The 22127-nt window shown below is 56.5% G+C and carries 20 protein-coding genes; 4 read left to right on the plus strand and 16 right to left on the minus strand.

Annotated elements, in window-relative coordinates; translation table 11 throughout:
• Positions 1 to 8: 8 nt before the first annotated feature.
• Genes ACMGGX_RS16265 through cecR form a run of 4 tightly spaced genes read right to left on the minus strand, consistent with a single transcriptional unit; the run spans position 9 to position 4533 of the window.
• Complete coding sequence (locus tag ACMGGX_RS16265) at positions 9 to 1142, minus strand: ABC transporter permease (RefSeq protein WP_045142921.1); 1134 nt, start codon at positions 1140 to 1142, stop codon at positions 9 to 11.
• A complete protein-coding gene (locus ACMGGX_RS16270) occupies positions 1132 to 2871 on the minus strand; it encodes an ATP-binding cassette domain-containing protein (RefSeq protein WP_126795084.1) in 1740 nt (579 codons plus the stop codon). Before ACMGGX_RS16270 ends, ACMGGX_RS16265 begins: the two co-directional genes overlap by 11 nt.
• Positions 2864 to 3859 carry a secretion protein HlyD gene (hlyD, locus tag ACMGGX_RS16275; protein WP_348560790.1) on the minus strand — a complete coding sequence of 332 codons (996 nt, stop codon included), beginning with the start codon at positions 3857 to 3859 and terminating at the stop codon, positions 2864 to 2866. The genes ACMGGX_RS16270 and hlyD overlap by 8 nt, the downstream gene beginning before the upstream one ends.
• The gene (gene cecR, locus ACMGGX_RS16280; RefSeq protein ID WP_064672132.1) at positions 3856 to 4533 is read right to left on the minus strand and encodes a transcriptional regulator CecR; all 678 of its coding nucleotides are present in this window, start codon (positions 4531 to 4533) and stop codon (positions 3856 to 3858) included. The genes hlyD and cecR overlap by 4 nt, the downstream gene beginning before the upstream one ends.
• A 207-nt stretch (positions 4534 to 4740) precedes the next feature.
• Here cecR and rhlE point away from each other — a divergent pair, with 207 nt between their 5' ends.
• The gene (gene rhlE, locus ACMGGX_RS16285) at positions 4741 to 6126 is read left to right on the plus strand and encodes an ATP-dependent RNA helicase RhlE (RefSeq protein WP_029739818.1); all 1386 of its coding nucleotides are present in this window, start codon (positions 4741 to 4743) and stop codon (positions 6124 to 6126) included.
• Between the two features lie 97 nt (positions 6127 to 6223).
• On the plus strand, positions 6224 to 8401 hold the full coding sequence (gene dinG / locus ACMGGX_RS16290) for an ATP-dependent DNA helicase DinG (protein ID WP_348560791.1): 2178 nt from the start codon (positions 6224 to 6226) through the stop codon (positions 8399 to 8401).
• Here the strand turns inward: dinG and ACMGGX_RS16295 are convergent.
• The 5 genes from ACMGGX_RS16295 to ACMGGX_RS16315 all read right to left on the minus strand — a co-directional run bounded on the left by ACMGGX_RS16295 (position 8388) and on the right by ACMGGX_RS16315 (position 13749).
• The gene (locus ACMGGX_RS16295) at positions 8388 to 8891 is read right to left on the minus strand and encodes a fimbrial protein (RefSeq protein WP_063442302.1); all 504 of its coding nucleotides are present in this window, start codon (positions 8889 to 8891) and stop codon (positions 8388 to 8390) included. The two genes, dinG and ACMGGX_RS16295, sit on opposite strands and share 14 nt — an antisense overlap.
• Positions 8888 to 9883, minus strand: coding sequence for a fimbrial protein (locus ACMGGX_RS16300; RefSeq protein WP_320338381.1), 996 nt, complete (start codon positions 9881 to 9883; stop codon positions 8888 to 8890). The genes ACMGGX_RS16295 and ACMGGX_RS16300 overlap by 4 nt, the downstream gene beginning before the upstream one ends.
• Before the next feature lie 17 nt (positions 9884 to 9900).
• A complete protein-coding gene (locus ACMGGX_RS16305) occupies positions 9901 to 12444 on the minus strand; it encodes a fimbria/pilus outer membrane usher protein (RefSeq protein ID WP_407065664.1) in 2544 nt (847 codons plus the stop codon).
• 25 nt (positions 12445 to 12469) lie between these two features.
• Positions 12470 to 13144: a molecular chaperone gene (locus ACMGGX_RS16310; RefSeq protein WP_325760236.1), complete on the minus strand. Its 675-nt coding sequence runs from the start codon at positions 13142 to 13144 to the stop codon at positions 12470 to 12472.
• Between the two features lie 68 nt (positions 13145 to 13212).
• On the minus strand, positions 13213 to 13749 hold the full coding sequence (locus ACMGGX_RS16315) for a fimbrial protein (RefSeq protein ID WP_420298604.1): 537 nt from the start codon (positions 13747 to 13749) through the stop codon (positions 13213 to 13215).
• Between the two features lie 266 nt (positions 13750 to 14015).
• Here ACMGGX_RS16315 and ybiB point away from each other — a divergent pair, with 266 nt between their 5' ends.
• Positions 14016 to 14978 carry a DNA-binding protein YbiB gene (gene ybiB / locus ACMGGX_RS16320; RefSeq protein WP_063442308.1) on the plus strand — a complete coding sequence of 321 codons (963 nt, stop codon included), beginning with the start codon at positions 14016 to 14018 and terminating at the stop codon, positions 14976 to 14978.
• Positions 14979 to 15094: 116 nt separating this feature from the next.
• Here ybiB and ybiJ read toward each other — a convergent pair whose 3' ends face one another.
• From ybiJ to mcbA, 3 genes are all read right to left on the minus strand, one after another.
• Positions 15095 to 15355: a DUF1471 family protein YbiJ gene (gene ybiJ, locus ACMGGX_RS16325; RefSeq protein WP_023310874.1), complete on the minus strand. Its 261-nt coding sequence runs from the start codon at positions 15353 to 15355 to the stop codon at positions 15095 to 15097.
• Between the two features lie 285 nt (positions 15356 to 15640).
• Entirely contained in the window at positions 15641 to 15907 is a 267-nt protein-coding gene (locus ACMGGX_RS16330; protein ID WP_023310875.1) for a DksA/TraR family C4-type zinc finger protein, read from the minus strand.
• Between the two features lie 122 nt (positions 15908 to 16029).
• Complete coding sequence (gene mcbA, locus ACMGGX_RS16335) at positions 16030 to 16296, minus strand: DUF1471 family periplasmic protein McbA (RefSeq protein WP_032661263.1); 267 nt, start codon at positions 16294 to 16296, stop codon at positions 16030 to 16032.
• 243 nt (positions 16297 to 16539) lie between these two features.
• Here mcbA and rlmF point away from each other — a divergent pair, with 243 nt between their 5' ends.
• The gene (gene rlmF, locus ACMGGX_RS16340; RefSeq protein ID WP_420298605.1) at positions 16540 to 17451 is read left to right on the plus strand and encodes a 23S rRNA (adenine(1618)-N(6))-methyltransferase RlmF; all 912 of its coding nucleotides are present in this window, start codon (positions 16540 to 16542) and stop codon (positions 17449 to 17451) included.
• Between the two features lie 45 nt (positions 17452 to 17496).
• Here rlmF and ybiO read toward each other — a convergent pair whose 3' ends face one another.
• The 4 genes from ybiO to glnH all read right to left on the minus strand — a co-directional run bounded on the left by ybiO (position 17497) and on the right by glnH (position 22041).
• The gene (ybiO, locus tag ACMGGX_RS16345) at positions 17497 to 19710 is read right to left on the minus strand and encodes a mechanosensitive channel protein (RefSeq protein WP_420298606.1); all 2214 of its coding nucleotides are present in this window, start codon (positions 19708 to 19710) and stop codon (positions 17497 to 17499) included.
• A 124-nt stretch (positions 19711 to 19834) separates the two neighbouring features.
• Positions 19835 to 20557, minus strand: a complete 723-nt coding sequence (gene glnQ / locus ACMGGX_RS16350; protein WP_023310879.1) for a glutamine ABC transporter ATP-binding protein GlnQ — start codon at positions 20555 to 20557, stop codon at positions 19835 to 19837.
• Positions 20554 to 21213, minus strand: coding sequence for a glutamine ABC transporter permease GlnP (glnP, locus tag ACMGGX_RS16355; protein ID WP_014169254.1), 660 nt, complete (start codon positions 21211 to 21213; stop codon positions 20554 to 20556). Before glnP ends, glnQ begins: the two co-directional genes overlap by 4 nt.
• 84 nt (positions 21214 to 21297) lie before the next feature.
• The gene (gene glnH, locus ACMGGX_RS16360) at positions 21298 to 22041 is read right to left on the minus strand and encodes a glutamine ABC transporter substrate-binding protein GlnH (RefSeq protein WP_023310880.1); all 744 of its coding nucleotides are present in this window, start codon (positions 22039 to 22041) and stop codon (positions 21298 to 21300) included.
• Positions 22042 to 22127 lie beyond the last annotated feature (86 nt).

The following is a 22127-nucleotide window of genomic DNA, read 5'->3' on the forward strand; positions in this document are numbered from 1 at the left end:
TTCGCTCCTTAATCTAACCGCCGTTTGGTTTTCATCCACGTCAACCCGATAAACATCGCCGCTGACGCCATTAAAAACAGCGTGTTGACGATCAGCACCACCGGAATATTCCCCGCCAGGAACAGGCTTTGCAGCGTGCTCACAAAGTAGCGCGCCGGAATAACATAGGTCACGGCGCGGATCACCGCAGGCATACTGTCTATCTGGAAGATAAACCCGGACAGCATAATTGACGGTAAAAAGGCGGCGTTGAGGGCCACCTGCGCGGCGTTGAACTGGTTGCGAGTGATGGTGGAGATGAGCAGCCCCATGCCCAGCGTGCTGAGTAAAAACAGGCTGGTGATAAAAAACAGCACCACCAGCGAGCCGCGATACGGCACGCCGAGGATAAAGACCGAGACAAGCATACAGAGCAGCATCGCCAGCATGCCGAGGAAATAGTACGGGATGAGCTTGCACAGCAGCAGCTCGACCCGCGTCACTTCGGTAGAAAGCAGCGCCTCCATGGTCCCGCGCTCCCACTCGCGGGCGATCACCAGCGAGGTCAGGATCGCGCCAATCACCGTCATGATAATCGTCACCGCGCCCGGAATAATAAAGTGCTGACTGATGGCGGCGGGGTTAAACCAGTAGCGCGTCTGCACGTCGATGAGCGGTTTAAATTCTTCACCCCGATCTTCCGCCCGCTGCATCTGCCAGAGCTGCCAGATCCCCTCCGCGTAGCCCTGCACGAAGTTGGCGGTGTTTGGCTCGCTGCCGTCGGTGATCACCTGGATCGGCGCATCGGTATTCGCCCGCGCCATATTGGCGGCGAAATCCACCGGAATGACGATCAGGCCGCGAATTTTCCCGGCCTGCATTTTCTGAATCAACTCCTGCCTGTTATCGCTGATGGTGGCGTCAATGTAGGGCGATCCGGTCATGGCGTGAGTAAAGTCCAGCGCATCCTCACTCTGCTGCTCCAGCAAAATCCCGACCCGCAGCTTGCTGGAATCCAGATTAATGCCGTAGCCAAAGATAAACAGCAGCAGCAGGGGGATCACCACCGCAATCAGCCAGCTGCTGGGGTCACGCACGATCTGCCGCGTCTCTTTAATGCACAGCGCGCGCACCCTGCGCCAGGAAATGGCATTACTGCGCATGGGCATTCTCCTTATCCCAGTCGTGGATGAGGGTGATAAACGCCTGCTCCATGGTCGGGTCCGGAACTTCATCGTCGGCGGCCTGGTTTTTCAGGTCGTCCGGGGTGCCGTGGGCAATTAGCTTGCCGCGATACACCAGCCCGATGCGGTCGCAGTACTCCGCCTCGTCCATGAAGTGTGTGGTCACCATCACGGTCACCCCTTTTTCCACCATGCTGTTGATGTGCAGCCAGAACTCGCGGCGGGTAATAGGGTCAACGCCTGAAGTCGGCTCATCAAGAAACAGAATATCCGGCTCGTGCATCAGCGAGCAGGCCAGCGCCAGCCGCTGCTTAAAGCCGAGCGGCAGCTCGTCGGTGGCGTGGGAGGCAATGTTGGTTAAGGCGAAGGCGTCGCTCATGCGTCGGATTTTCTCGTTCTGCGCCCGCCCGCGCAGGCCGTACACGCCGGAGAAAAAGCGCAGATTCTGCTCGACCGTCAGGTTGCCGTACAGAGAAAACTTCTGCGCCATATACCCGAGATGCTGACGCGCCTTGCCGGAGCTGACCTTCAGGTCCATATCCAGCACCAGCGCCTTGCCGGACGTCGGCACCAGCAGGCCGCACATCATCTTAAAGGTGGTCGATTTTCCCGCGCCGTTCGGCCCGAGCAGGCCAAAAATCTCCCCGCGTTTCACCGCGAAATTGACGTTATCGGTAGCGGCGAAATCCCCGAACTTTTTGGTGAGGGATTTGGCTTCAATCACCGTTTCGCCCGGCGTGCCTTCCACCGTATGCAGAATGGCGGCAAGCGGCGACTCTGACGTACCCGCGCCGCCCAGCAGGTCGATAAACGCGTCTTCAAAGCGCGGCGCGGTCTCTTCCATCTCGATCTCAGGCATGCCGGGCGCTCGGCGAATCTCGTCGGCGGTGGCCTCTTTTTTGAGGATCACCCGTACCGAGCGGCCCTGGATCATCCCGTCGCTGACCTGCGGCAGCCTGAGCACCCGCTGCAGCAGCCTGCGGTTGGACTCCTGCGGGCTGTGCAGCAGGAAGCTGCGCCCGGCCATGCTCTGCGTCAGCGTCGTCGGCTCGCCCTGATAAAGCAGTTCGCCTTCGTTCATCAGCAGCACGTCCCGACACTGTTCCGCTTCGTCGAGGTAGGAGGTGCTCCAGAGGATCAGCATCCCGTCGCCCGCCAGCTCGTGCACCATCTGCCACAGTTCACGGCGCGAAATCGGGTCTACGCCGACGCCGGGCTCGTCCAGCAGCAGCACTTTCGGCTCGCCGACCAGCGTGCAGGCCAGCCCCAGCTTTTGCTTCATCCCGCCGGAGAGCTTGCCCGCCAGCCTGTCGGTGAACGGTCCGAGGGAGGTAAACTCCAGCAGGCGCGCGAAGGTTTTCTGCCGCGTTTCGCCGGTGACGCTGCGCAGGTCGGCGTACAGGTTCAGGTTTTCCATCACCGTCAGGTCTTCATACAGGCCAAACTTCTGCGGCATATAGCCGAGCATGGCGTGAAGGGCTCCGTCATCCTCGATCGGGTCAAGACCGAGCACGCTGGCGCTTCCTTCATCCGGCTTGAGCAACCCCGCCAGCATCCGCATCAGCGTGGTTTTCCCCGCGCCGTCCGGGCCGACCAGCCCGGTCACATAGCCTTTCTGGATAGTGCAGTTCAGCGGCGCGACGGCCGGTTTGTCCATTCCCGCGAAGCGTTTAACCAGATTGTTGAGCTGAATAACCGCGTCATTCATGTCGTTCCCCGCTGTCTACTTTTACGGTGACGGGCATGCCCTGACGCAGCGCGTCGTCCGCATCGGTGACGATGATGCGCAGGCGATACACGAGGTCGGTACGCAGGTCCGGTGTTTCAACGGTTTTCGGCGTGAATTCGGCGGTAGGGGAGACAAAGCCCACCTTGCCGTGATACGGCTTGTCCGGGCGACCGTCGGTATAAAGCAGCAGTTCGCGGCCCGGCTGCATCTGGCCGAGGTTTGGCTCGTCAACGTAGGCGCGTACCCAGACCGGGCGGGTCAGGGAGAGCGTTAAGACGGTGCTGCCCGCGCTGAGCATGCTGCCCGGCTCCACGGCGCGGGTCATCAGCATGCCGTCAGACGGCGCGATTAAGGTGGTGTCGTGCAGATCCAGCTCTGCCTGGGCCAGCTGCGCCTGCGCCTGTTCAAGGCTGGCTTTCGCCTGGGCAATATCCTGCGGGCGGTTACCGGTGTGGTACTGGCTTAATTTATCCTGCGCGGACTTCAGCGTGGCCTGCGCCTGGTCGCGGGACGAGCGCGCATTTTCCAGATCGTTGGCGGAAATGGTGCGGCTTTTCCACAATCCCTGCTGGCGCGTGTAGAAGTTCTGCGCGTAGTCATAGGCGGCTTGCGCCTGCTTAACGGCGGCGGCGGCCTGGGCGATCTCTTCGTCGCGATAGCCTGCCAGCATCAGGTCATACTGCGCCTGGGCGACGGACACGCCCGCTTTGGCCTGCAGCAGCGCATTTTCATAGGGCGCTTTATCCAGCATCCCCAGCGTCTGCCCGCTTTTAATGGCATCGCCTTCGTCCACGCTCAGCGAGGCGAGACGTCCGCCCACGCGGAAGCTCATATTCACCGTACGAATATCCACGTTACCGTACAGCGTCAGGCCTTTATCCTGATGGCTCTGATACCACAGCCATCCACCGACTCCGGCGGCAAGCAAAACAACAACCACCAGAATGATGGCGACAGGTTTTTTCATGACTTCAGGCTCCTTTGCGTTAAGCCTTGCAGGATCAGATCGACGTGACAGGCGATGACCTTGCTAATCTGCGCGGCTTTATCCTCATCAAATTGTGTCCAGCCGGTGCGTAACAGGATGGTTTCCCTGCCCAGACGGAAGGCAAGAATTTCACCCAGCAGGGCGTGGGTATGCAAAATTGTCTCGGTATCACTGGCGTCCCGACCGGTATAGGCGGCGATCAGCCGGGTCAGGTGCGAGTGCATTGGCTCAATCACCCGATCGTGTACCCGCTGGTAGGCGACTGTAGGGGAGAGCTGCTCCCGGGAGATAAACTTGCTCAGGTTGAGCGTATCGTCGTGCGTTAGTAGGCGGATCATATCGTGGCAGGCATTGAGAATAAGCTGGCGAACGGCGGCGCGATCGGGCGACGGCTGGCCGAGCAGCGCGGTGGCTTCCTCAACGTGCGGGTGAAACTGCGTGCCGATAAAATCGGCGATCCACTCGGCGCAGGCGAGGTATAAATCCTCTTTTGAGCCAAAATAGTAGGTAATCGCCGCAATGTTCTGCCCGGCCAGCGCGGCAATATCGCGCGTGGTTGCATGTAACCCGTACTCACCAAACTGCGCCAGCGCGGCGGCGATAAGCTGATTTTTGGCCTGTTCACCTTTGGTTGTTGTGGGTGTCGTATTCATGGCGGCATTAAGAATTAATCAATCGATTGATTAAGATTATGCCTGATTCCCGCTAACGTCGAGGGAACGCTGAGGGATATTTTATGCGCTACGTCACAAAAGCTGCTACACTCCGCTCCTTCGCGACATTGTGGTTTTTGTCCTCCCCTATTCGTTATATCTCCCTGAAAACTACACCTGTGATGGTCGGGGCGGTTCGGAGTTTTTATGTCTTTTGATTCCCTTGGCCTGAACCCGGAAATTCTGCGCGCGATCGCAGAGCAGGGCTACGTTGAGCCAACCCCAATCCAGCAGCAGGCGATCCCCGCCGTTCTTCAGGGCCGTGACCTGATGGCGAGCGCCCAGACCGGTACCGGCAAAACCGCGGGCTTTACCCTGCCGCTGCTGGAACTGCTGGTAAAAAACCAGCCGCATGCCAAAGGCCGTCGTCCGGTTCGTGCCCTGATCCTGACCCCAACCCGCGAGCTGGCGGCGCAGATTGGTGAGAACGTGCGTGACTATAGCCGCTATCTCAACATCCGCTCGCTGGTGGTTTTCGGTGGCGTCAGCATTAACCCGCAGATGATGAAGCTGCGCGGCGGCGTGGACGTGCTGATAGCAACGCCGGGCCGTCTGCTGGATCTCGAACACCAGAACGCGGTGAAGCTCGATGGCATCGAAATTCTGGTGCTGGACGAGGCCGACCGCATGCTCGACATGGGCTTCATCCACGATATTCGTCGCGTGCTGGCCAAGCTGCCTGCGCGTCGTCAGAACCTGCTCTTCTCCGCGACCTTCTCCGACGAGATCAAGGCGCTGGCGGAAAAGCTGCTGCATAACCCGCTGGAAGTGGAAGTGGCGCGCCGCAACACCGCCTCCGAGCAGGTGACGCAGCATGTTCACTTTGTGGATAAAAAGCGCAAGCGGGAACTGCTCTCCCAGATGATCGGTCAGGGCAACTGGCAGCAGGTGCTGGTCTTTACCCGCACCAAGCACGGCGCCAACCACCTGGCGGAACAGCTGAATAAAGACGGCATCCGCAGCGCCGCCATTCACGGTAACAAGAGCCAGGGCGCGCGTACCCGTGCGCTGGCGGACTTTAAATCCGGCGACATTCGCGTGCTGGTGGCGACCGACATCGCTGCCCGTGGCCTCGACATTGAAGAGCTGCCGCACGTGGTGAACTACGAGCTGCCAAACGTGCCGGAAGATTACGTTCACCGTATCGGCCGTACCGGCCGCGCGGCGGCAACCGGTGAAGCGCTCTCTCTGGTCTGCGTGGACGAGCACAAGCTGCTGCGCGACATCGAGCGCCTCCTGAAGAAAGAGATCCCGCGCATCGAAACCCCGGGTTACGAAGTGGATCCGTCGATCAAAGCCGAGCCGATTCAGAACGGTCGTCAGGGCGGCGGTGGACGCGGTCAGGGCGGCGGCGGTCGCGGTCAGCAGCCGCGTCGTGCCGAAGGTGGCGCGCCGAAATCATCCGGCAAACCGCCGCGTCGTAACAACGACAGCAAACCGGCGGGTGAAAACCCGTGGCGCAGCGGCGAAGGGAAACCGGCAGGAGAAGGGCAGCGTCGACGCCGCCCGCGCAAGCCTGCTAACCCGCAGTAATCTGGAAGCCCGGTCGTAAAGCCGGGCTTTTCTTTTTGCGGCAGCGAAGAGAAAGTGCCACAATAGTGGCTGTTTATACAGTATTTCAGGTTTTCCGATGGCTTTAACCGCTGCGCTCAAGGCGCAAATTGGCGCATGGTATAAGGCGCTACAGCAGCAGATCCCCGATTTTATCCCCCGAGCGCCGCAGCGGCAGATGATTGCCGACGTGGCAAAAACGCTCGCCGGGGACGACGGGCGACATCTGGCGATTGAAGCCCCGACCGGCGTCGGGAAAACCCTGTCGTATCTCATTCCCGGCATCGCGATTGCGCGGGAAGAGGACAAAACGCTGGTGGTCAGCACCGCCAACGTGGCGCTGCAGGACCAGATCTTCAGCAAGGATTTACCCCTGCTGCGCAAAATCATCCCCGACCTGCGGTTTACGGCAGCCTTTGGGCGCGGGCGTTACGTGTGTCCGCGTAACCTGGCGGCGCTGGCCAGCAGCGAGCCGAATCAGCAGGATCTGCTCGCGTTTCTGGATGACGAGCTGACGCCAAACAATAAGGCCGAGCAGGAGCAGTGTGCAAAACTCAAAGTCGAGCTCGACGGCTATAAGTGGGACGGCCTGCGGGATCACACCAGCCAGGCCATCAGCGATGACCTGTGGCGCAGGCTCAGCACCGACAAAGCCAGCTGCCTGAACCGCAACTGCCACTACTACCGCGAATGCCCGTTCTTTGTCGCCCGGCGCGAAATTCAGGAGGCGGAGGTGGTTGTGGCAAACCACGCGCTGGTGATGGCGGCGCTGGAGAGCGAAGCGGTGCTGCCGGAGCCTAAAAACCTGCTGCTGGTGCTTGATGAAGGCCATCATCTGCCGGACGTGGCGCGCGACGCGCTGGAGATGAGCGCGGAAATTACCGCTCCGTGGTTCCGCCTGCAGCTGGATCTCTTCTGTAAGCTTGTCGCCACCTGCATGGAGCAGTTCCGCCCGAAAACCACGCCGCCGCTGGCGGTTCCGGAGCGTCTGAGCGACCACTGTGAAGAGGTCTATAGCCTCATTTCATCCCTGAACAACATCTTGAATCTTTATCTTCCGGCAACTCAGGAGGCCGAACACCGCTTTGCCATGGGCGAACTGCCGGAAGAGGTGATGGCGATCTGCCAGCAGCTGGCGAAGCATCTGGAAAAGCTGCGCGGGCTGGCGGAGATGTTCTTAAACGATCTCAGCGAGAAAACCGGCTCGCATGACGTGGTGCGTCTGCACCGCGTCCTGCTGCAGATGAACCGCGCGCTGGGGATGTTTGAAGCGCAGAGCAAGCTCTGGCGGCTGGCCTCGATGGCGCAGGCGTCCGGCGCGCCGGTCACCAAATGGGCGACCCGCGACGTGCGGGACGGGCAGGTTCATCTCTTTTTCCACTGCGTGGGCATCCGCGTGGCCGATCAGCTGGAAAAGCTGATCTGGCGCAGCGTGCCGCACGTGGTTGTCACCTCTGCCACGCTGCGTTCCCTGAACAGCTTCTCAAGGCTGCAGGAGATGAGCGGGCTAAAAGAGAAAGCGGGCGACCGTTTCGTGGCGCTGGAATCGCCGTTTAACCACTGCGAGCAGGGCAAGCTGGTCATTCCGCGCATGAAATTCGAGCCGCTCATCGACAACGAGGAGCAGCACATCGCGGAAATGGCGGCCTACTTCCGCGAGCAGGTCGAGAGTAAAAAGTACCCCGGCATGCTGGTGCTGTTTGCCAGCGGGCGGGCGATGCAGCGTTTCCTCGAACACGTCACCGATCTGCGTTTACTCCTGCTGGTGCAGGGGGATCAGCCGCGCTACCGGCTGGTCGAAACCCACCGTAAGCGCATTGATAACGGCGAGCGCAGCGTGCTGGTGGGGCTGCAGTCGTTTGCTGAAGGTCTGGATTTGAAAGGCGACTATCTGACGCAGGTGCATATCCATAAAATCGCCTTCCCGCCCATCGACAGCCCGGTAGTGATCACCGAGGGGGAATGGCTGAAAAGCCTCAACCGCTATCCGTTTGAAGTGCAGAGTTTGCCTGCGGCGTCGTTTAACCTGATTCAGCAGGTCGGGCGCTTGATTCGTAGCCACGGCTGCTGGGGCGAGGTGGTGATTTATGACAAACGTCTGCTCACCAAAAATTACGGCCAACGGCTCCTGAACGCGCTGCCGATCTTTCCGATTGAACAGCCAGAGGTGCCCGAGGTAAAAAAACAGCCGGTCAAACTGACCGCCGGGCGCAAGAAAAGCATCCGAGCTAAGGGGCGCGGTCCTACTGGTAAATGAAGGTCACCTGCACCACGCTGCTGAACGTTCCTGCCGTGACCGGCAATGAGGTGGCGTAATAGCGGGCGGCCAGCGGGAAATCCGCCGTGTGATTGTCCTGGTTGATCAACACGCTGAAGCTGGCGTCCGGGGCAAGCGAGATCTGATCCTGCGGGTCGGCAAGCTCCAGCGCCAGTCCTTTCGCGGTTCCGGTGCTGGCGAATTTAGTCGGATGAATACTGTCTGGCTGACCGTGAAAGGTGGCCGTGGCCAGCACGGAAGTGGTTGGACATTTCGACAGGGTTAAGTCGAATGAATTCCATTGTCCGGTATCGCCCACGTCCTTAAAATCGCCGGTATTCGCTTTGCCGAGATTGACCGTCAGGTTCTGGCTGGTGCTGTCTACCTGGCAGGCGTTGGCGTAAATGTTTCCGCGAATATCGAGCTGAATCTCTTCCGCCAGGCTCTGGCTGGCCACTCCAAGGAGTAAAAGGGCTAATAAGGTTTTCATTTGTAGGCCACCGTAATGGTTGCGACGGCATTCGCCGTTCCGGGCGTCACCTCCGGGCTGGTTTGTTCGTAAGAGACGCTGAAGGGATATTGCGAGCGGATATTGGCATAGGCGGTAAAGGTATTCATATATTGCCCGAAAACAGGTATCTGACCGTTAAAGAGCATTTTCACCCCCACGCCGGTCGCCACGCCGTTTTCCGGCGTTAATTTGATCACGCCAGGAAAATTCGTTTCATAGCCATTGGCGCTGGTGACCATCATTTCCGGCTGCACATCCTGATCGCAGAGCATGTCGATATTGAATACCGACTGGGAGACCAGGGTTCCCGGACCGGTAAAACGGCTCACCGGAAAATCCCCCAGCGTGACGGTCAGAGATTTGGGTGATACGTTGCAGGTTACTGCTTTAACCACTACGTTACCTGAATAGGAGAGGGTGTTTGGATAACTCAAGCTTTCTATTTGCTCAACACCAAAGCCAAATTGCGTATTACTGGATGTGAGTGTACCGGCGGTTACCACCTCGCTGGTTTTCACCAGTTCCAGCGAGACGTCGAAGCTAAACGCAAATGAACCATCGCTACCCGTCGAATCAGACACTTGACCCACGGAAGACTTAGTTGTGCAGATTTGGTCTGCTGCTCCCATCACACGCTCCCCTTTACTATTTCGGAGCGACACGCCGATCCCGGCAACACCCGATTCATAAACACCAGGGATATTGGGAGTCTCTCTACCCAGGCCGTGGTAACAGGCAATGATCTGACGGCCTGCGTCTTCGGCTGTATAGCAGCCCCCCGCAATGTGAGCCGAACGTTCCGTTCCCGGAATGGTCTCTCCCACGGGAAGGCTGGTAGGTACTGAAATAGACGCTAACGATAGCAGCGCTGGTAAATTTGGTGAGACACAGTTGGCCTTTGCGTGCGGCATAAAGAGTGCTGCCGTCGCCAGAACTACAAGTAAGAAAAACGATTTTGCTATCTGCATCATGATCGGTCCGGTGTTAATCAGTGACACTGCGCGGCAGCGTTAATAATGTTGGTGTCATCCTTCTCTTGCGTCAGGGCGTAATCGGCGACGCAATGCTCGCTCGCCTCCTTGCCCCAGGAAACGAAAAGGCGTCCGTGCTGCGGCAGTCCGGTGAGATACACCAGGCCGTCGTTACCGACGATAAATTCACTGCTCTTGTCTTCCGTGGTGACCGTTGCGCCGAAGGGCAGCGGTTTGTCTTTCCAGGCCAGCGTCATTAAGACGCGGTTGCCAACGCGAGTATCGAAGCTGGCACGAACTATCGCGCCGCGTGTTGGTGTTACCGTCTGCGAGGCGTGTGTCACGTCGGCATCTTCTGGCAGCGTCTCGGTATCCAGAGAAATTGGGTTGTGGCGCCACGGAGTGACAAAGGGCACAAGCGTATAGCCGCGATAGTCCGTTTCCACGCCCGTCTGGTTGGCAATGTGCGTGCCATGTGTTCCCGGCGCTTTAATCAGCACCACGGTTTCGCCCAGGGTCTGACCAAAGGTGACGCCGTCAGAGTGGGCGACGATGCCGCCCTGGATCCCGGCGTTCACGGTATGCTGATGGCTGTCCTGGCTTACGCCGCCCTGCACTTCACCGTAGGTGCCTTTGTAATCCGCATTCATACTTGTGGATGTGTTGTTATTGGCGCTGTCCAGTCCCTGCTGAACGTTCCAGCTCAGCTTGTCTCCCTCCAGCGCGGTACCATTCAGGCCCAGGTTGTGGGTGGTGCCGTCTTTACTGTTGTTCAGGCTGTAGTTTGCCCAGGTGTTAGGCAGCCAGCGGTCGAGCGGAACCGACACGTTGAGGCCGATTTGTCGGTCATAGCTGATGGATTTACCGTCCTCGTTCATGTCGTCGCTGTTTTTATTGACGCTGTAGCTCAGGCTATAGCTCACGCCGTGCCAGCTATTGTTGTAGTTAACGCTCAGGGAGGTCATATCCTGGCTCTGGCTCCAGTAACTCTCTTTCACCAGGCTTAGCGCCACCGAACCCCACTTGTCGCCCAGCGTTTGGTCGATGGTGGCCTCCGCCCGTGCGCGGCGCTGCTGTGGAGCGGACCAGTCGTTTGCACTGGTCCAGGACTCCATGGTGTCCTGCAGGGTGTAAAAGCCTTTGCTGTTGTAGCGATAACCCGCCAGGGAAAAGTTAGTGCCGGTCGCGGTAATATTTTTGCTGTAGCGCAGACGAAGAGATTGCCCTTTGCTGGTTTTGCGCTTTTTCAGTAACGCTTTGGCGCGGGTAATGTCTAAGGAGAACGCGCCGAGGTCACCAAAATTTTTCCCTGCGCCGAGCGCGGCGGAGTGGTAATGCGAACTCTGCTGCGCACCGCCGTAAACGGTGACGCCGTGTGACAGACCATAGATGGCGCTGCCCTGGGCGAAAGGGGTCTTCTCAATCTCTTTATCGTATGAACGGTAGCGCCCTGCAGCGATGCTGTACTTCAGGTGTTTTTCCCGCTGCAGCACCGGCACGGAGGCAAACGGCACCACGAAATGACTCTCGCTGCCGTCTGTCTCTTTTACCGTGACGTTCAGATCGCCGCTGCTGCCGGTGGGGTAGAGATCGTTAATCTCAAACGCGCCGGGGGCGACGGTGTTTTGATAGATAACGTAGCCATTCTGGCGAACCACCACCTGGGCGTTACTGTGCGCCGTACCGCGTACCACCGGGGCATACCCGCGCTCGCTGTCGGGCAGCATGTCGCTTTCGGTAGCCAGCTGTGCGCCAGTATAAGAGACACTGTCGAAAACGTCGGCCTGGGTGCTGCTCTGCCCCACGGTCAGTTCGCTCTTCAGCCCTACGATATCGCGCTGGGCATAGGTATAGACCGGGGTCAGCTTGCCGTCGTCCTGACCGCCATCCGAATTGTGGTTCCAGGTGCTGTAATTACGCACGCGCCAGGCACCGGTGTTAAAACCGGGTCGCAGGTTAATAAACTGGCTGCTGTTGTCCGCTTTCCCATGCTGGCGGGCGTGGCTTTGGCTGGCGTTAACGCTATAATTCAGGATGCCCGCGGTGATCCCTTCGTCATACTCTTTCGGAGCGATGTAGCCGCGAGGCACCTGGCCCAGCGCCGACTGGGGAATACTCAGCAGTAGTTGCTGGTTTTTGATGCGGAAAGTCGCCGAGGCCGAAGGGATGGCGCTGAGATCCGCGCATTCCCCTTTTGCCGCCAGCTTTGGATAATCTTTTGTTTTGATGCCCAGATGCGTTAATTCATCCAGACTCAGGCAGGGCTGCAGGGAATCATCTCCCTGCGCATCTTTTTGTAATGTAAAAAGGACGTCACGGGTGTCGATTTTATTGTTATTGACGAACATCGTGACCTGATATTTACCTGGCGCCTGACCTGGACCTTTTTCATAAACAGAGAGATCGGTCTTTGCCTGCTCTGGATTATCAATATCCAGCAGGGCAGGGTTAAAATAATCATCAGCGTGGGCCTGGAGCGCGCAGCATGTCACCGCTATCCCACAAAAAGTGGGCAGCATTTCACGCAGTCGACGTAATAGCGGCTTAGTTGTGCTGTACATGATTATCCAGGCGTCGAATAGAGTATTAACGAACGGATGCAGACCAGGTTTTACTGATGCTTCCGTAATCGTTAATGACCGACCAGCTCACGGTGTTACCGCTCATATTTGCCGGAAGGGCAAAGCGGGTAGAGGTATCTGGCACAGCCCAGGTAGCTTTTGCCACTTTTTGGCCGTTCAGCGTTACGCTCTGGAAATTCATATAGAAAGGCGTGGGGTTGTTAACCACCAGATCGTTACCTTCGCGGTGCCATTCCAGTTTATCTGCCACTTCTTCGGGTTTGCCTTTAATCGATGCAGGGCGATACAGCAATTTAATACGTGTATTTATGGCTATTTGTAATGTATTAACGCCCTCTTCATGACGTGAAGAAGGAATGGCTTTAATATTTAACCAGTATAACGACTCGCGATCTTCTGGCATATTTCCGCCGGTGCGCACCACACGTAACACGTTATCTTCTTTAGCGTTCAGACGGAACAGAGGCGGGGTAATCAGAAATGGCGCTTTACCGGCTTTTTTCAAACCGGTATCTACCCCGGACTGTACCAGATAGTCAACATCATCCGGATTGGAAATCCCAATCGAAGACTCTTTTTTCTCTCCCTGATAAACCAGTCGGGTGCCATTAATAATCACACCTGCATGGGCTGTTACTGCAGTCAGTAAAAGTGCGCTTAATAAATAACGGTGTCGCATAAATCTGTCTCAAAGAAAGAGGAGATATTAACCTTTACGTGAAGGTTAATATCTCCTTATTGATCGTATCAGTTATAAATAACTGTAAAAGTAGACGCTGAGTTAGCCTGGCCGGCAGTGATCGATGCCTGAGTCTGAATATAACGTGCGCCAAACCCCAGATTATTTACCGTCGTGCCAGCAGCTAAAGGATACTGCTTCGAAGGCGTATATAAACTGACGGGCTGGTCGGAAGAATCAACCAGCTGAATCGCCACGCCAGTTGCAGCCGTAGCACCCGGGGTCAAGGCCAGCGTGGTGTTATTATCCGCATCTGGCGTACCACCGAAGTTGATGGCTGCAGACGTGACCGTTTCCGGGCAGTCTTTTAACTGAATATCAAATTTCGTTAAGGTGCTGGTAGAGCCTGCGCCAGTAAATGCTGTTTTGGAGACTTTGCCCAGCGCAACATTCAGCGGACTGCTTATGCCGTTAACCACCTGACAGGCGGAATCGATAATTTCACCTGTGAAGTTAATTTGCCCCTCACCGGTGGATGCCGCGAAAGAAGATGCAGAGCATCCCAAAGCGGCAGCAATGAATAAACCTAAAGTGACCTTTTTCATATTTAAACCTGTATGTTTCTCCTTTCGACCTTTGCATCCCGCATTATTCGAAGTTATGTCTCAACTACTCACCGCTGGCTATTTAATCAGAAAACTCAGGCAGGGAAAGATCCCGCGCGGCTTCCAAATAATTCAATTAATTCTTGAAAAATAATTTTTCTTACCAAAACAATTGATTATAAAAAAACGCATGGTAGTCAAAAAAACTAACAGCGAAGTCATCATCAGGGCTATATTGTTGATAACCTGCTGTAAGGAGAAATGTCGTGGATTATCGTAAAATTATCAAAGAGGTAGGGCGCGGGAAAAATCATGCCCGCGATCTGGACCATGAAACCGCGCGTGCGCTTTATACCCGCATGCTGGAGGGCGACGTCCCCGACCTGGAGATGGGGGGCATTCTGATCGCGCTGCGTATCAAAGGCGAAGGTGAAGCGGAGATGCGCGGCTTCTATGAAGCCATGCAGGCGCAAACGCTGCGCTTAACGCCGCCGGTGGCAAAACCGATGCCGATCGTGATCCCGAGCTACAACGGCGCGCGCAAGCAGGCAAATTTAACCCCGCTGCTCGCTATCCTGTTACACAAGCTGGGGTTCCCGGTGGTGGTGCACGGCGTAAGCGAAGATCCCACCCGCGTGCTGACGGAGACCATTTTCGGGATGCTGGGCATCGAGCCAACGCGTCATGCCGGTCAGGCGCAGGCGAAGCTGGATGGCCATCAGCCTGTTTATATCCCGGTCGGCACGCTCTGCCCGCCGCTGGAAAAGCAGCTCGATATGCGCTGGCGCATGGGCGTGCGCAACAGCGCGCACACGCTGGCGAAACTGGCCACGCCGTTTGGCGAAGATGCCGCCCTGCGTCTTTCCAGCGTTTCGCATCCGGAATACGTGGCGCGCGTGGGGCAGTTCTTTGAGGCAATTGGCGCAAGGGCGTTACTGATGCACGGCACGGAGGGCGAGGTTTATGCGAACCCGCAGCGCTGCCCGCAGGTGATGCTGATCGATTCTGCCGGCACGCGCGCCGTTCTGGAACGCGGGGAAGAAAATACCGGTGTGATATTACCTGAGGCAAAAGATCCCCATACCACAGCCCACTGGATTGAGCAGTGCCTTGCCGGAAATGTTCCTGTTCCGCATTCGATCAAGCTGCAGATGGCCTGCTGTTTGCTGGCAACCGGAGAAGTGGAATCCGTTCAGGCCGGGCTTGAACGCGTGGCGCAGGCGTTTTAGACAAAAAAAAGCCCGTCCAGTGGCGGACGGGCAAGCAAGGGTAACAACAACAGGGTCAATGAGGGTGGAGCAGCTCACCAGAGGGTATGGCGAGGGTACAGCATTCGTTCAGGCGATTATTTGTAGATAACCGCGGTACCGCTCAGCTTGTTATTGCCGTTAGCGGAGGTAATGGTGTATCCGCTTGCACCGGCAGCAGCGGCTTTCTCAGCCAGTTTGGCTTCCAGACCGTCCAGCGTGGTTGCGCCATCAGCACTCACCACACCGACTTTGTTCATGTTCTGTGCCTGAGTAGAAGAGACAGGCTCTACAGCGAAAGCGCCGAAAGACAGAGCGGACAGGGCAACAGCAGCTACAGCATATTTGATGGTTTTCATAATTAATCTCTCGCAGGTGTTTCTGTTAAGGGGACGATGTTCCGTCGATGTGATAAGTATCACGGTTTTTTGCGAGTGATAAAATCGAAGAGAATTGACGTGGTTGCTCAAAAAAATTGAATGACAAATAACTTATTGAATATTAATAAATTCAAAGCACCACTTTACACTTCTTGCGGATGCGCTTTACAGAAGCGATGCGAAGGGCACGTTTTGCTACGCGTCTGGCTAAAAACCGTGAGCGTAAAGGAACGCGCGCGCTCGGTTAGCTTTGGTAAAGCAAAGTCAACGTAACTGGCTGTCTTTAGAACCTCTGCGATTATATCCTGAGTGTGATGCATTTTTTGAATCTTTCTGCTGCTGGCACGTGATGCAAAGCCTTACGCCGGGAATGGCTTTTCGGCGCGCCTCCGGAATGGGCTCTCCGCATTCTTCGCATTCCGTTAGGCTTTCACCGCGCGGAATTTCACCGCGGGCACGCGCAACCGCATCTTCAATAGTACTGTTGATCTGTTCGTTAACAGCGTCGTCATTTGCCCAGCCGGAAGCCATAGCGTCCTCCTGAAATCGGTTTAGGCCATACGTTTACTATGGGGTTAAAAAATGAACAATCAAGGCGAAGGGAGAAGAGAACTGCACCCGTTGGGCAGATGCAGTCTTGCGGAAGAGACAGGTTATTTATAGATGGTCGCAGTGCCGTACATATGGTTATCTCCGCCAGCGGAGTTCACCACGAATCCTTTTGCACCTTCCTGACGGGCTTTTTCGGCGAGCTTAGCCTGTAGATCGTCAAGGTTACTGGCACGGCTTACCGAAACGGTGCCTGCAGGACGTAGCTGGCTCGTATCGGTACTTTGGGTCAGTGACTGAACGGCCATGGCAGAGAAGGACGCGGTCGCCAGTGCGGCTGCGATAACAGCAAGGGTCAGGTACTTTTTCATAATCACATCCTCATGAGGAAACAACAGGTGATTCCCTTTAAGTTTAGAAGCCTGACGAGTGTGACTTAGCGCAAATATTTGATGATGATCTGCTTATTTTTTGAACGATGTAAATTGACAATTCGCTGACGGATCATAGACATAAAGGTGTTTGATTTATGACGACTTTTTGAACACCGCAGAGAAAGATTTACCGTTGGGTCAGCAAAGGGTATCTTACGCCGCTGTTTAAAGGAGAATGCCATGACTGCCCAAAAGCCGGGATTGCACCCGCGAAATCGCCACCGCAGCCGCTACGACATGAACGCGTTATGCCTGAGCTGCCCGCCGCTGCAGGACTATCTTGTTCAGACCCCAGCGGGTGAACCCTCGGTCAACTTTGCTGACCCGCAGGCGGTTAAAATGCTGAACAAAGCCCTGCTGGCGCATTTTTACGGTGTGGCTCACTGGGATATTCCGGAAGGCTTTCTCTGTCCACCCGTGCCGGGCCGCGCGGATTACGTTCATCACCTTGCCGACCTTCTTGCCGAAGGCAATGAGGGTGTCGTTCCACAGCAGGCCACCATTCTGGATATTGGCACCGGGGCGAACCTGATTTACCCGCTGATCGGCGCGCATGAATATCAGTGGCGCTTTACCGGAAGCGAAATCGGTGACGAGTCCTTTGCCAGCGCCCAGGCGATTATCAGCGCCAACCCGGGATTGAGCCGCGCCATTCGCCTGCGTCGTCAGAAAGACGCGGCGTCGATCTTCAACGGCATTATTCACAAAAACGAAAGCTATGACGCCACGATGTGCAATCCGCCGTTCCATGATTCGGCGGCATCGGCCCGTGCGGGCAGCGAGCGCAAGCGCCGTAACCTGGGTCAGGATGAAGACGCCGCGCTGAACTTCGGCGGACAGCAGCAGGAGCTCTGGTGTGAAGGGGGCGAAGTGGCGTTTATCCTGCGCATGATTGCGGAAAGCAAACAGTTTGGCCGTCAGGTGAAGTGGTTCACTACGCTGGTTTCCCGCGGGGATAACCTGCCGCCGCTCTACCGCGCGCTGACCGAAGCGGGCGCCGTAAAAGTGGTGAAAAAAGAGATGGCGCAGGGCCAGAAACAGAGCCGCTTTATCGCCTGGACGTTTATGGACAATAGCAAACGTCGCAAATAGCACTCCGTCGTAAGCCGGGTAGGGCGAAGCCGCCACCCGGCTTGGTTACAGCGTCGGCTCCTGCGGAGGGAGCGGCAATGCGGGCGGCGGCAATACCTGATACGTCTGCACGGGCATCCGCACGTTCGCCAGATCAAAGTGTTTTTTCACCATGCTGTCGAGGGCAAAGCGCACCGTCCACTGCTTCAGCGGCTGGGTGGTGAACGACACGCGCAGGGTAAACGCCGTGTTCGTCAGCCCGACGATGCCGGCAAATGACGGCTCTCCGATCACCAGCCCGCGAATATCCTCCATCTCCATCAGTTCTTCTACCGCATCGCGCAGCGCCTGCTTCGCTTTGTCCGCATCCTCGTGGCGATCCACATCATAGTTCGCCACAACGGAACCAATGCCGCGCACAAAGTTGGCGAAGGTGGTGATCGAAGACCAGGGAATGATGTGGTAGGCGCCGGTGTCCTGACGCACGCCAACCGAACGGATGGACATCCTCTCCACGGTGCCGGTTAACGGCCCGATGGTCACCAGATCGCCGGTGTTCATCCCGTTTTCAAACTGGATAAAGATGCCGGTAATAATATCCTTCACCAGCGTTTGTGAGCCGAAGGAGATGGCCAGCCCCAGAGCACCGGCACCCGCCAGCAGCGGGGCGATATTCACGCCGATTTCCGACAGCACGATCATGATGGTGATGGTGCTGATAATCACCGCCAGCGCGTTGCGGAACAGGGTTAACAGCGTTCTTGCCCGAGCGCTGGGCAGGGGCCTGCCGTGAATATCCGATACCAGGCGGTTCTCAATAAGGCTCGCCAGCAGCGTCCAGCCGACGGCGGAGAAGAACAAAATCAGCGCGATGCGAATCAGGATATCGACCGTTTTTTCACCCGCACCGTTGTGCAGCCAGTTCCAGAAATCAAACAGGCTCCAGGCATTCAGAAGCAGCATAATCGCCACGCAGACGGTGAGAATGCGCGCCACTTTGAGCGATACCGACATCCAGCCGTTTACCCGTTTTTGCAGTTCCGGGTAATTACGCTGCACCTGTGGCGACAGGGTGATGGTTTTCGAGATCCAGCGCGACAGCAGCCCCGACACAAACGCCGCGATGCCGATAATGGCCAGGCTTTTGAACGTCGCCCCCATCATAAATTTCAGGCTATTGCCCGGGTCAAACAGCGAGAAGAAGCACAGCACGATGAAGTAAGCGCTTGCCAGCCAGTGCCACACCAGGGCGAACGCGCGAATAAAGAGGCTAAAGAACGAGAGTGAGCGATCGGCCAGATTCAGCAGGCTTTGGGTAATGGTTTTTTTGTTGTGGAAGATAAGGTACAGCGACCAGACGGTAATGCAGATCATGATCAGCACGTTTGCCAGCGCGCCAAACTGGACGTTCACCTGGTTGGAGATGATCGGCACGGCAACCAGCAGGCCGTAGCCAATCAGCCCGCTGAGCACGCTCAGGCGCAGCGCCCAGTACTTCGCGCTCGCATCCCGAATGGAGAAAGGCCGCAGCTCCGGCACGTGCGGACAAAAGAGTATCCGCAGCAGCGCCTTGAAGAACTCAATCAGGGCAAAGGCATTCAGGAAAAGCGACTGCTGGAAGGCGATGGTTTTGTTGCCTGCATTCAGCCTGTCTGCCAGCATCTGGCCTAAAAACAGCGTCAACGCCAGCAGCAGTAAATCGATGATAAACGCTGAGGCTATCATCAACGGCAGGTGCAGCCAGCTGCTTTTATGCTGATTCTTCCTGCGTCCCCATTGCCCCATTTTGCGGTACAGCGGCCACGCGCACAGGCGCACCAGCCAGTAAAAAAGAAACACCGCCCCCGCCAGCATCAGGAACTGCGTGGCGGCGGCGGTAAACGTTTGCGGGTTAAATGCCTTATGCGGTGAGCCAATCAGGTTGCGGTAAAGCTGAGCGAAGCGCGAGGAGAGCGCTTCCCCATAGTGGCGGCTCACGTCGGTGACGTTTTCCAGCACCGTTTTTTGCTCCTCAACCTGCGGAGGGGTGAGGGTTGGCACCGACTCCTGCGGCGGCGTGGCGGCGGCTTTGCGCAGCTGAGCAATGAGCTCCTGCCGGGAGGTGTCGTTTTCAAGGACGTCGGCAAGCGCACCGTAGGCGGCTTTTTTCTGTTCAACATCGGGTTCCGGAGGCGGCGTACTTTGCTGGGTAGCGGTGTTTCCGGTGGTCACTCCGGGGATCGCGACGGCGAACGATGGCGCACTAAACAGGCTAATCAACAGCAACAGGATCCACGGCACGGAGTCCTCCGGTGAAAATGTCGAACAAAATGATAAGTATAGAAGTCGGGACGCGGCGGGGGATTTTTGGGAACAATCTGGCGTAAAAAAGCCGGGCAAGCCCGGCTTAGCGTAAAGCGATGGATCAGGAGACGTGCTGCAGGAACTCCTGCAAACGCTGGCTCGGCGGGTTCGCAATCAGCTCCTGCGGGTTACCGTCTTCCGCGATACGGCCTTTATCAATAAAGATCAGGCGGGACGCCACTTTTTCAGCAAAGCCGATTTCGTGGGTCACGATAACCATCGTCATCCCTTCTTCCGCCAGATCTTGCATGACTTTCAGCACCTCGTGGCGCAGCTCCGGGTCGAGGGCGGACGTAGGCTCATCAAACAGCATCATTTTCGGTTTGACCGCCAGGGCGCGGGCAATCGCCACACGCTGCTGTTGGCCGCCTGACAGCTCGGAAGGGTAGTGGTGCGCACGTTCTGCCAGGCCGACTTTCGCCAGCAGATCTTTTGCCAGCGCTTCCGCCGCCGCTTTGCTGGCACCGCGCACGCGCAGTGGGCCAAACATCACGTTTTCCAGCGCCGTGAGGTGCGGGAACAGGTAGAACTGTTGGAACACCATGCCCGCTTCCTGACGAATCAGACGGTCGTCCACTTTTGGGTCGTTTACCTTCAGGCCGTCGACGATCAGATCGCCGCTGGTGATCTCTTCCAGCTTGTTTATGCAGCGCAGCAGGGTGGATTTACCAGAGCCGGATGGCCCAATAATCACCACCACTTCACCCTGTTTGATGTTCAGATCGATATTGTGCAGCACCTGGGTTGGACCAAAGTGCTTGGAAACGTTTTTAAATTCAATCACAGGATTTTCATCCTTCTTTCAAGACGACGCAGAACGAAGCTCAGAACCAGAGTAATGATCAGGTAGACAACGGCTACCGCACTCCAGATTTCCAGCGCGCGGAAGTTGCCAGCAATGATCTCCTGCCCCTGACGGGTCAGCTCTGCCACGCCGATAACAATGAACAGCGACGTATCTTTAATGCTGATGATCCACTGGTTACCGAGCGGCGGCAGCATGCGACGCAGCGCCAGCGGCAGAATAACGTGGCGGATCGTTTCGCGACGAGAAAGACCTAGCGCCAGACCGGCTTCACTGAAACCTTTATGAATCGACAGCACCGCACCGCGGGTGATTTCCGCAATGTAGGCGCCTGAGTTGATCATAATGGTGACGACGGCCGCGCTGAACGGGTCGATGCGCAGGTCGGTGAACGCCATTGGCAGGGCGAAGTAGATGAACATGACCTGCACGACAATTGGGGTGCCGCGGATCACTTCGATGAAAACCAGTGCGATGTGGTTTGCGATCCAGCCGCCGTAGGTGCGGGCGAAACCGGCGACAAGACCGATAATCAACCCACCAACCAGACCCAGGACCGAAATCCACAGGGTCATTTTAGCGCCTTCAAGCAAGATAGGAATGGCAGGCCAGATGGCGCTCCAGTCAAACTGCATGATAATTTCCTGTTACTGTTACCGTGTTTCAAAAATAGCAGGGGCGAAAGGTCGCCCCCGAGTGAACGTCATTTTTACGTCTTATTATTTAGGCTCGGTACCGAACCATTTTTTGTAGATTTCGTTATAGGTGCCGTTCTCTTTCAGCGTTTTCAGCGCGCCGTTAACTTTCGTGCGCAGGTCGTCGCTGCCTTTCGGGAATGCGATACCGTACTGCTGCGCTTCCAGAGACTCGCCAACGGCTTTGAACTTGCCGTTACCGGCTGTCTTGATGAAGTACAGGATGTTAGGCGTGTCGTGCAGAACAGCGTCAGCACGGTTGGTGCCGAGTTCCATGTACGCATTGTCGATATTCGGGAACTGACGCAGGTCTTTAGTTTTGATATTTGCTTTCGCGTAATCAACAGAACCGGTGCCGCTCTTCACTGCCACCACTTTGCCGTCGAGATCTTTCACGCTTTTTACGTCGTTATTATCGGCTTTGACCATGACCAGCAGGCCGCTTTTGTAGTAGCCGTCAGAGAAGTCGATCGCTTTTTTACGTTCATCGGTAATGGTGATGCCTGCCAGTGCCAGATCAACGTTTTTGGTTTGCAGTGCCGGGATGATGCCGCTGAAGTCCATAGGCTTCAGGGTGTAATCCAGCTTGAGTTCTTTTGCGACAGCGGCCCACAGATCCACATCAAAACCAACGTATTTATCACCCTGTTTGAATTCAAACGGAACGAACGCCGTGTCGGTCGCCACAACCAGTTTGTCGGCAGCCTGAGAGGACACTGCAAAAGCCAGGGTAAGTGCAGCCAGTGAAACTTTTAATACAGACTTCATAGCATTTCCTTTTATATCCACGGGGCGATCCCCTGCGAGAACAGGTGGTACAATGAAAAAATCGTGCCAACTTTACAAGCTATTGT

The organism is Enterobacter sp. BNK-29 (assembly GCF_048684785.1).
In the GTDB taxonomy this organism is placed as follows: Bacteria; Pseudomonadota; Gammaproteobacteria; order Enterobacterales; family Enterobacteriaceae; genus Enterobacter; species Enterobacter cloacae_M.

Coding starts and splice junctions, on each gene's coding strand:
- ACMGGX_RS16265 (WP_045142921.1), bottom strand. CDS start 1,142: ATGCGCAGTAATGCCATTTCCTGGCGCAGGGTGCGCGCGCTGTGCATT.
- ACMGGX_RS16270 (WP_126795084.1), bottom strand. CDS start 2,871: ATGAATGACGCGGTTATTCAGCTCAACAATCTGGTTAAACGCTTCGCG.
- hlyD (WP_348560790.1), bottom strand. CDS start 3,859: ATGAAAAAACCTGTCGCCATCATTCTGGTGGTTGTTGTTTTGCTTGCC.
- cecR (WP_064672132.1), bottom strand. CDS start 4,533: ATGAATACGACACCCACAACAACCAAAGGTGAACAGGCCAAAAATCAG.
- rhlE (WP_029739818.1), top strand. CDS start 4,741: ATGTCTTTTGATTCCCTTGGCCTGAACCCGGAAATTCTGCGCGCGATC.
- dinG (WP_348560791.1), top strand. CDS start 6,224: ATGGCTTTAACCGCTGCGCTCAAGGCGCAAATTGGCGCATGGTATAAG.
- ACMGGX_RS16295 (WP_063442302.1), bottom strand. CDS start 8,891: ATGAAAACCTTATTAGCCCTTTTACTCCTTGGAGTGGCCAGCCAGAGC.
- ACMGGX_RS16300 (WP_320338381.1), bottom strand. CDS start 9,883: ATGATGCAGATAGCAAAATCGTTTTTCTTACTTGTAGTTCTGGCGACG.
- ACMGGX_RS16305 (WP_407065664.1), bottom strand. CDS start 12,444: ATGTACAGCACAACTAAGCCGCTATTACGTCGACTGCGTGAAATGCTG.
- ACMGGX_RS16310 (WP_325760236.1), bottom strand. CDS start 13,144: ATGCGACACCGTTATTTATTAAGCGCACTTTTACTGACTGCAGTAACA.
- ACMGGX_RS16315 (WP_420298604.1), bottom strand. CDS start 13,749: ATGAAAAAGGTCACTTTAGGTTTATTCATTGCTGCCGCTTTGGGATGC.
- ybiJ (WP_023310874.1), bottom strand. CDS start 15,355: ATGAAAACCATCAAATATGCTGTAGCTGCTGTTGCCCTGTCCGCTCTG.
- ACMGGX_RS16330 (WP_023310875.1), bottom strand. CDS start 15,907: ATGGCTTCCGGCTGGGCAAATGACGACGCTGTTAACGAACAGATCAAC.
- mcbA (WP_032661263.1), bottom strand. CDS start 16,296: ATGAAAAAGTACCTGACCCTTGCTGTTATCGCAGCCGCACTGGCGACC.
- rlmF (WP_420298605.1), top strand. CDS start 16,540: ATGACTGCCCAAAAGCCGGGATTGCACCCGCGAAATCGCCACCGCAGC.
- glnP (WP_014169254.1), bottom strand. CDS start 21,213: ATGCAGTTTGACTGGAGCGCCATCTGGCCTGCCATTCCTATCTTGCTT.
- glnH (WP_023310880.1), bottom strand. CDS start 22,041: ATGAAGTCTGTATTAAAAGTTTCACTGGCTGCACTTACCCTGGCTTTT.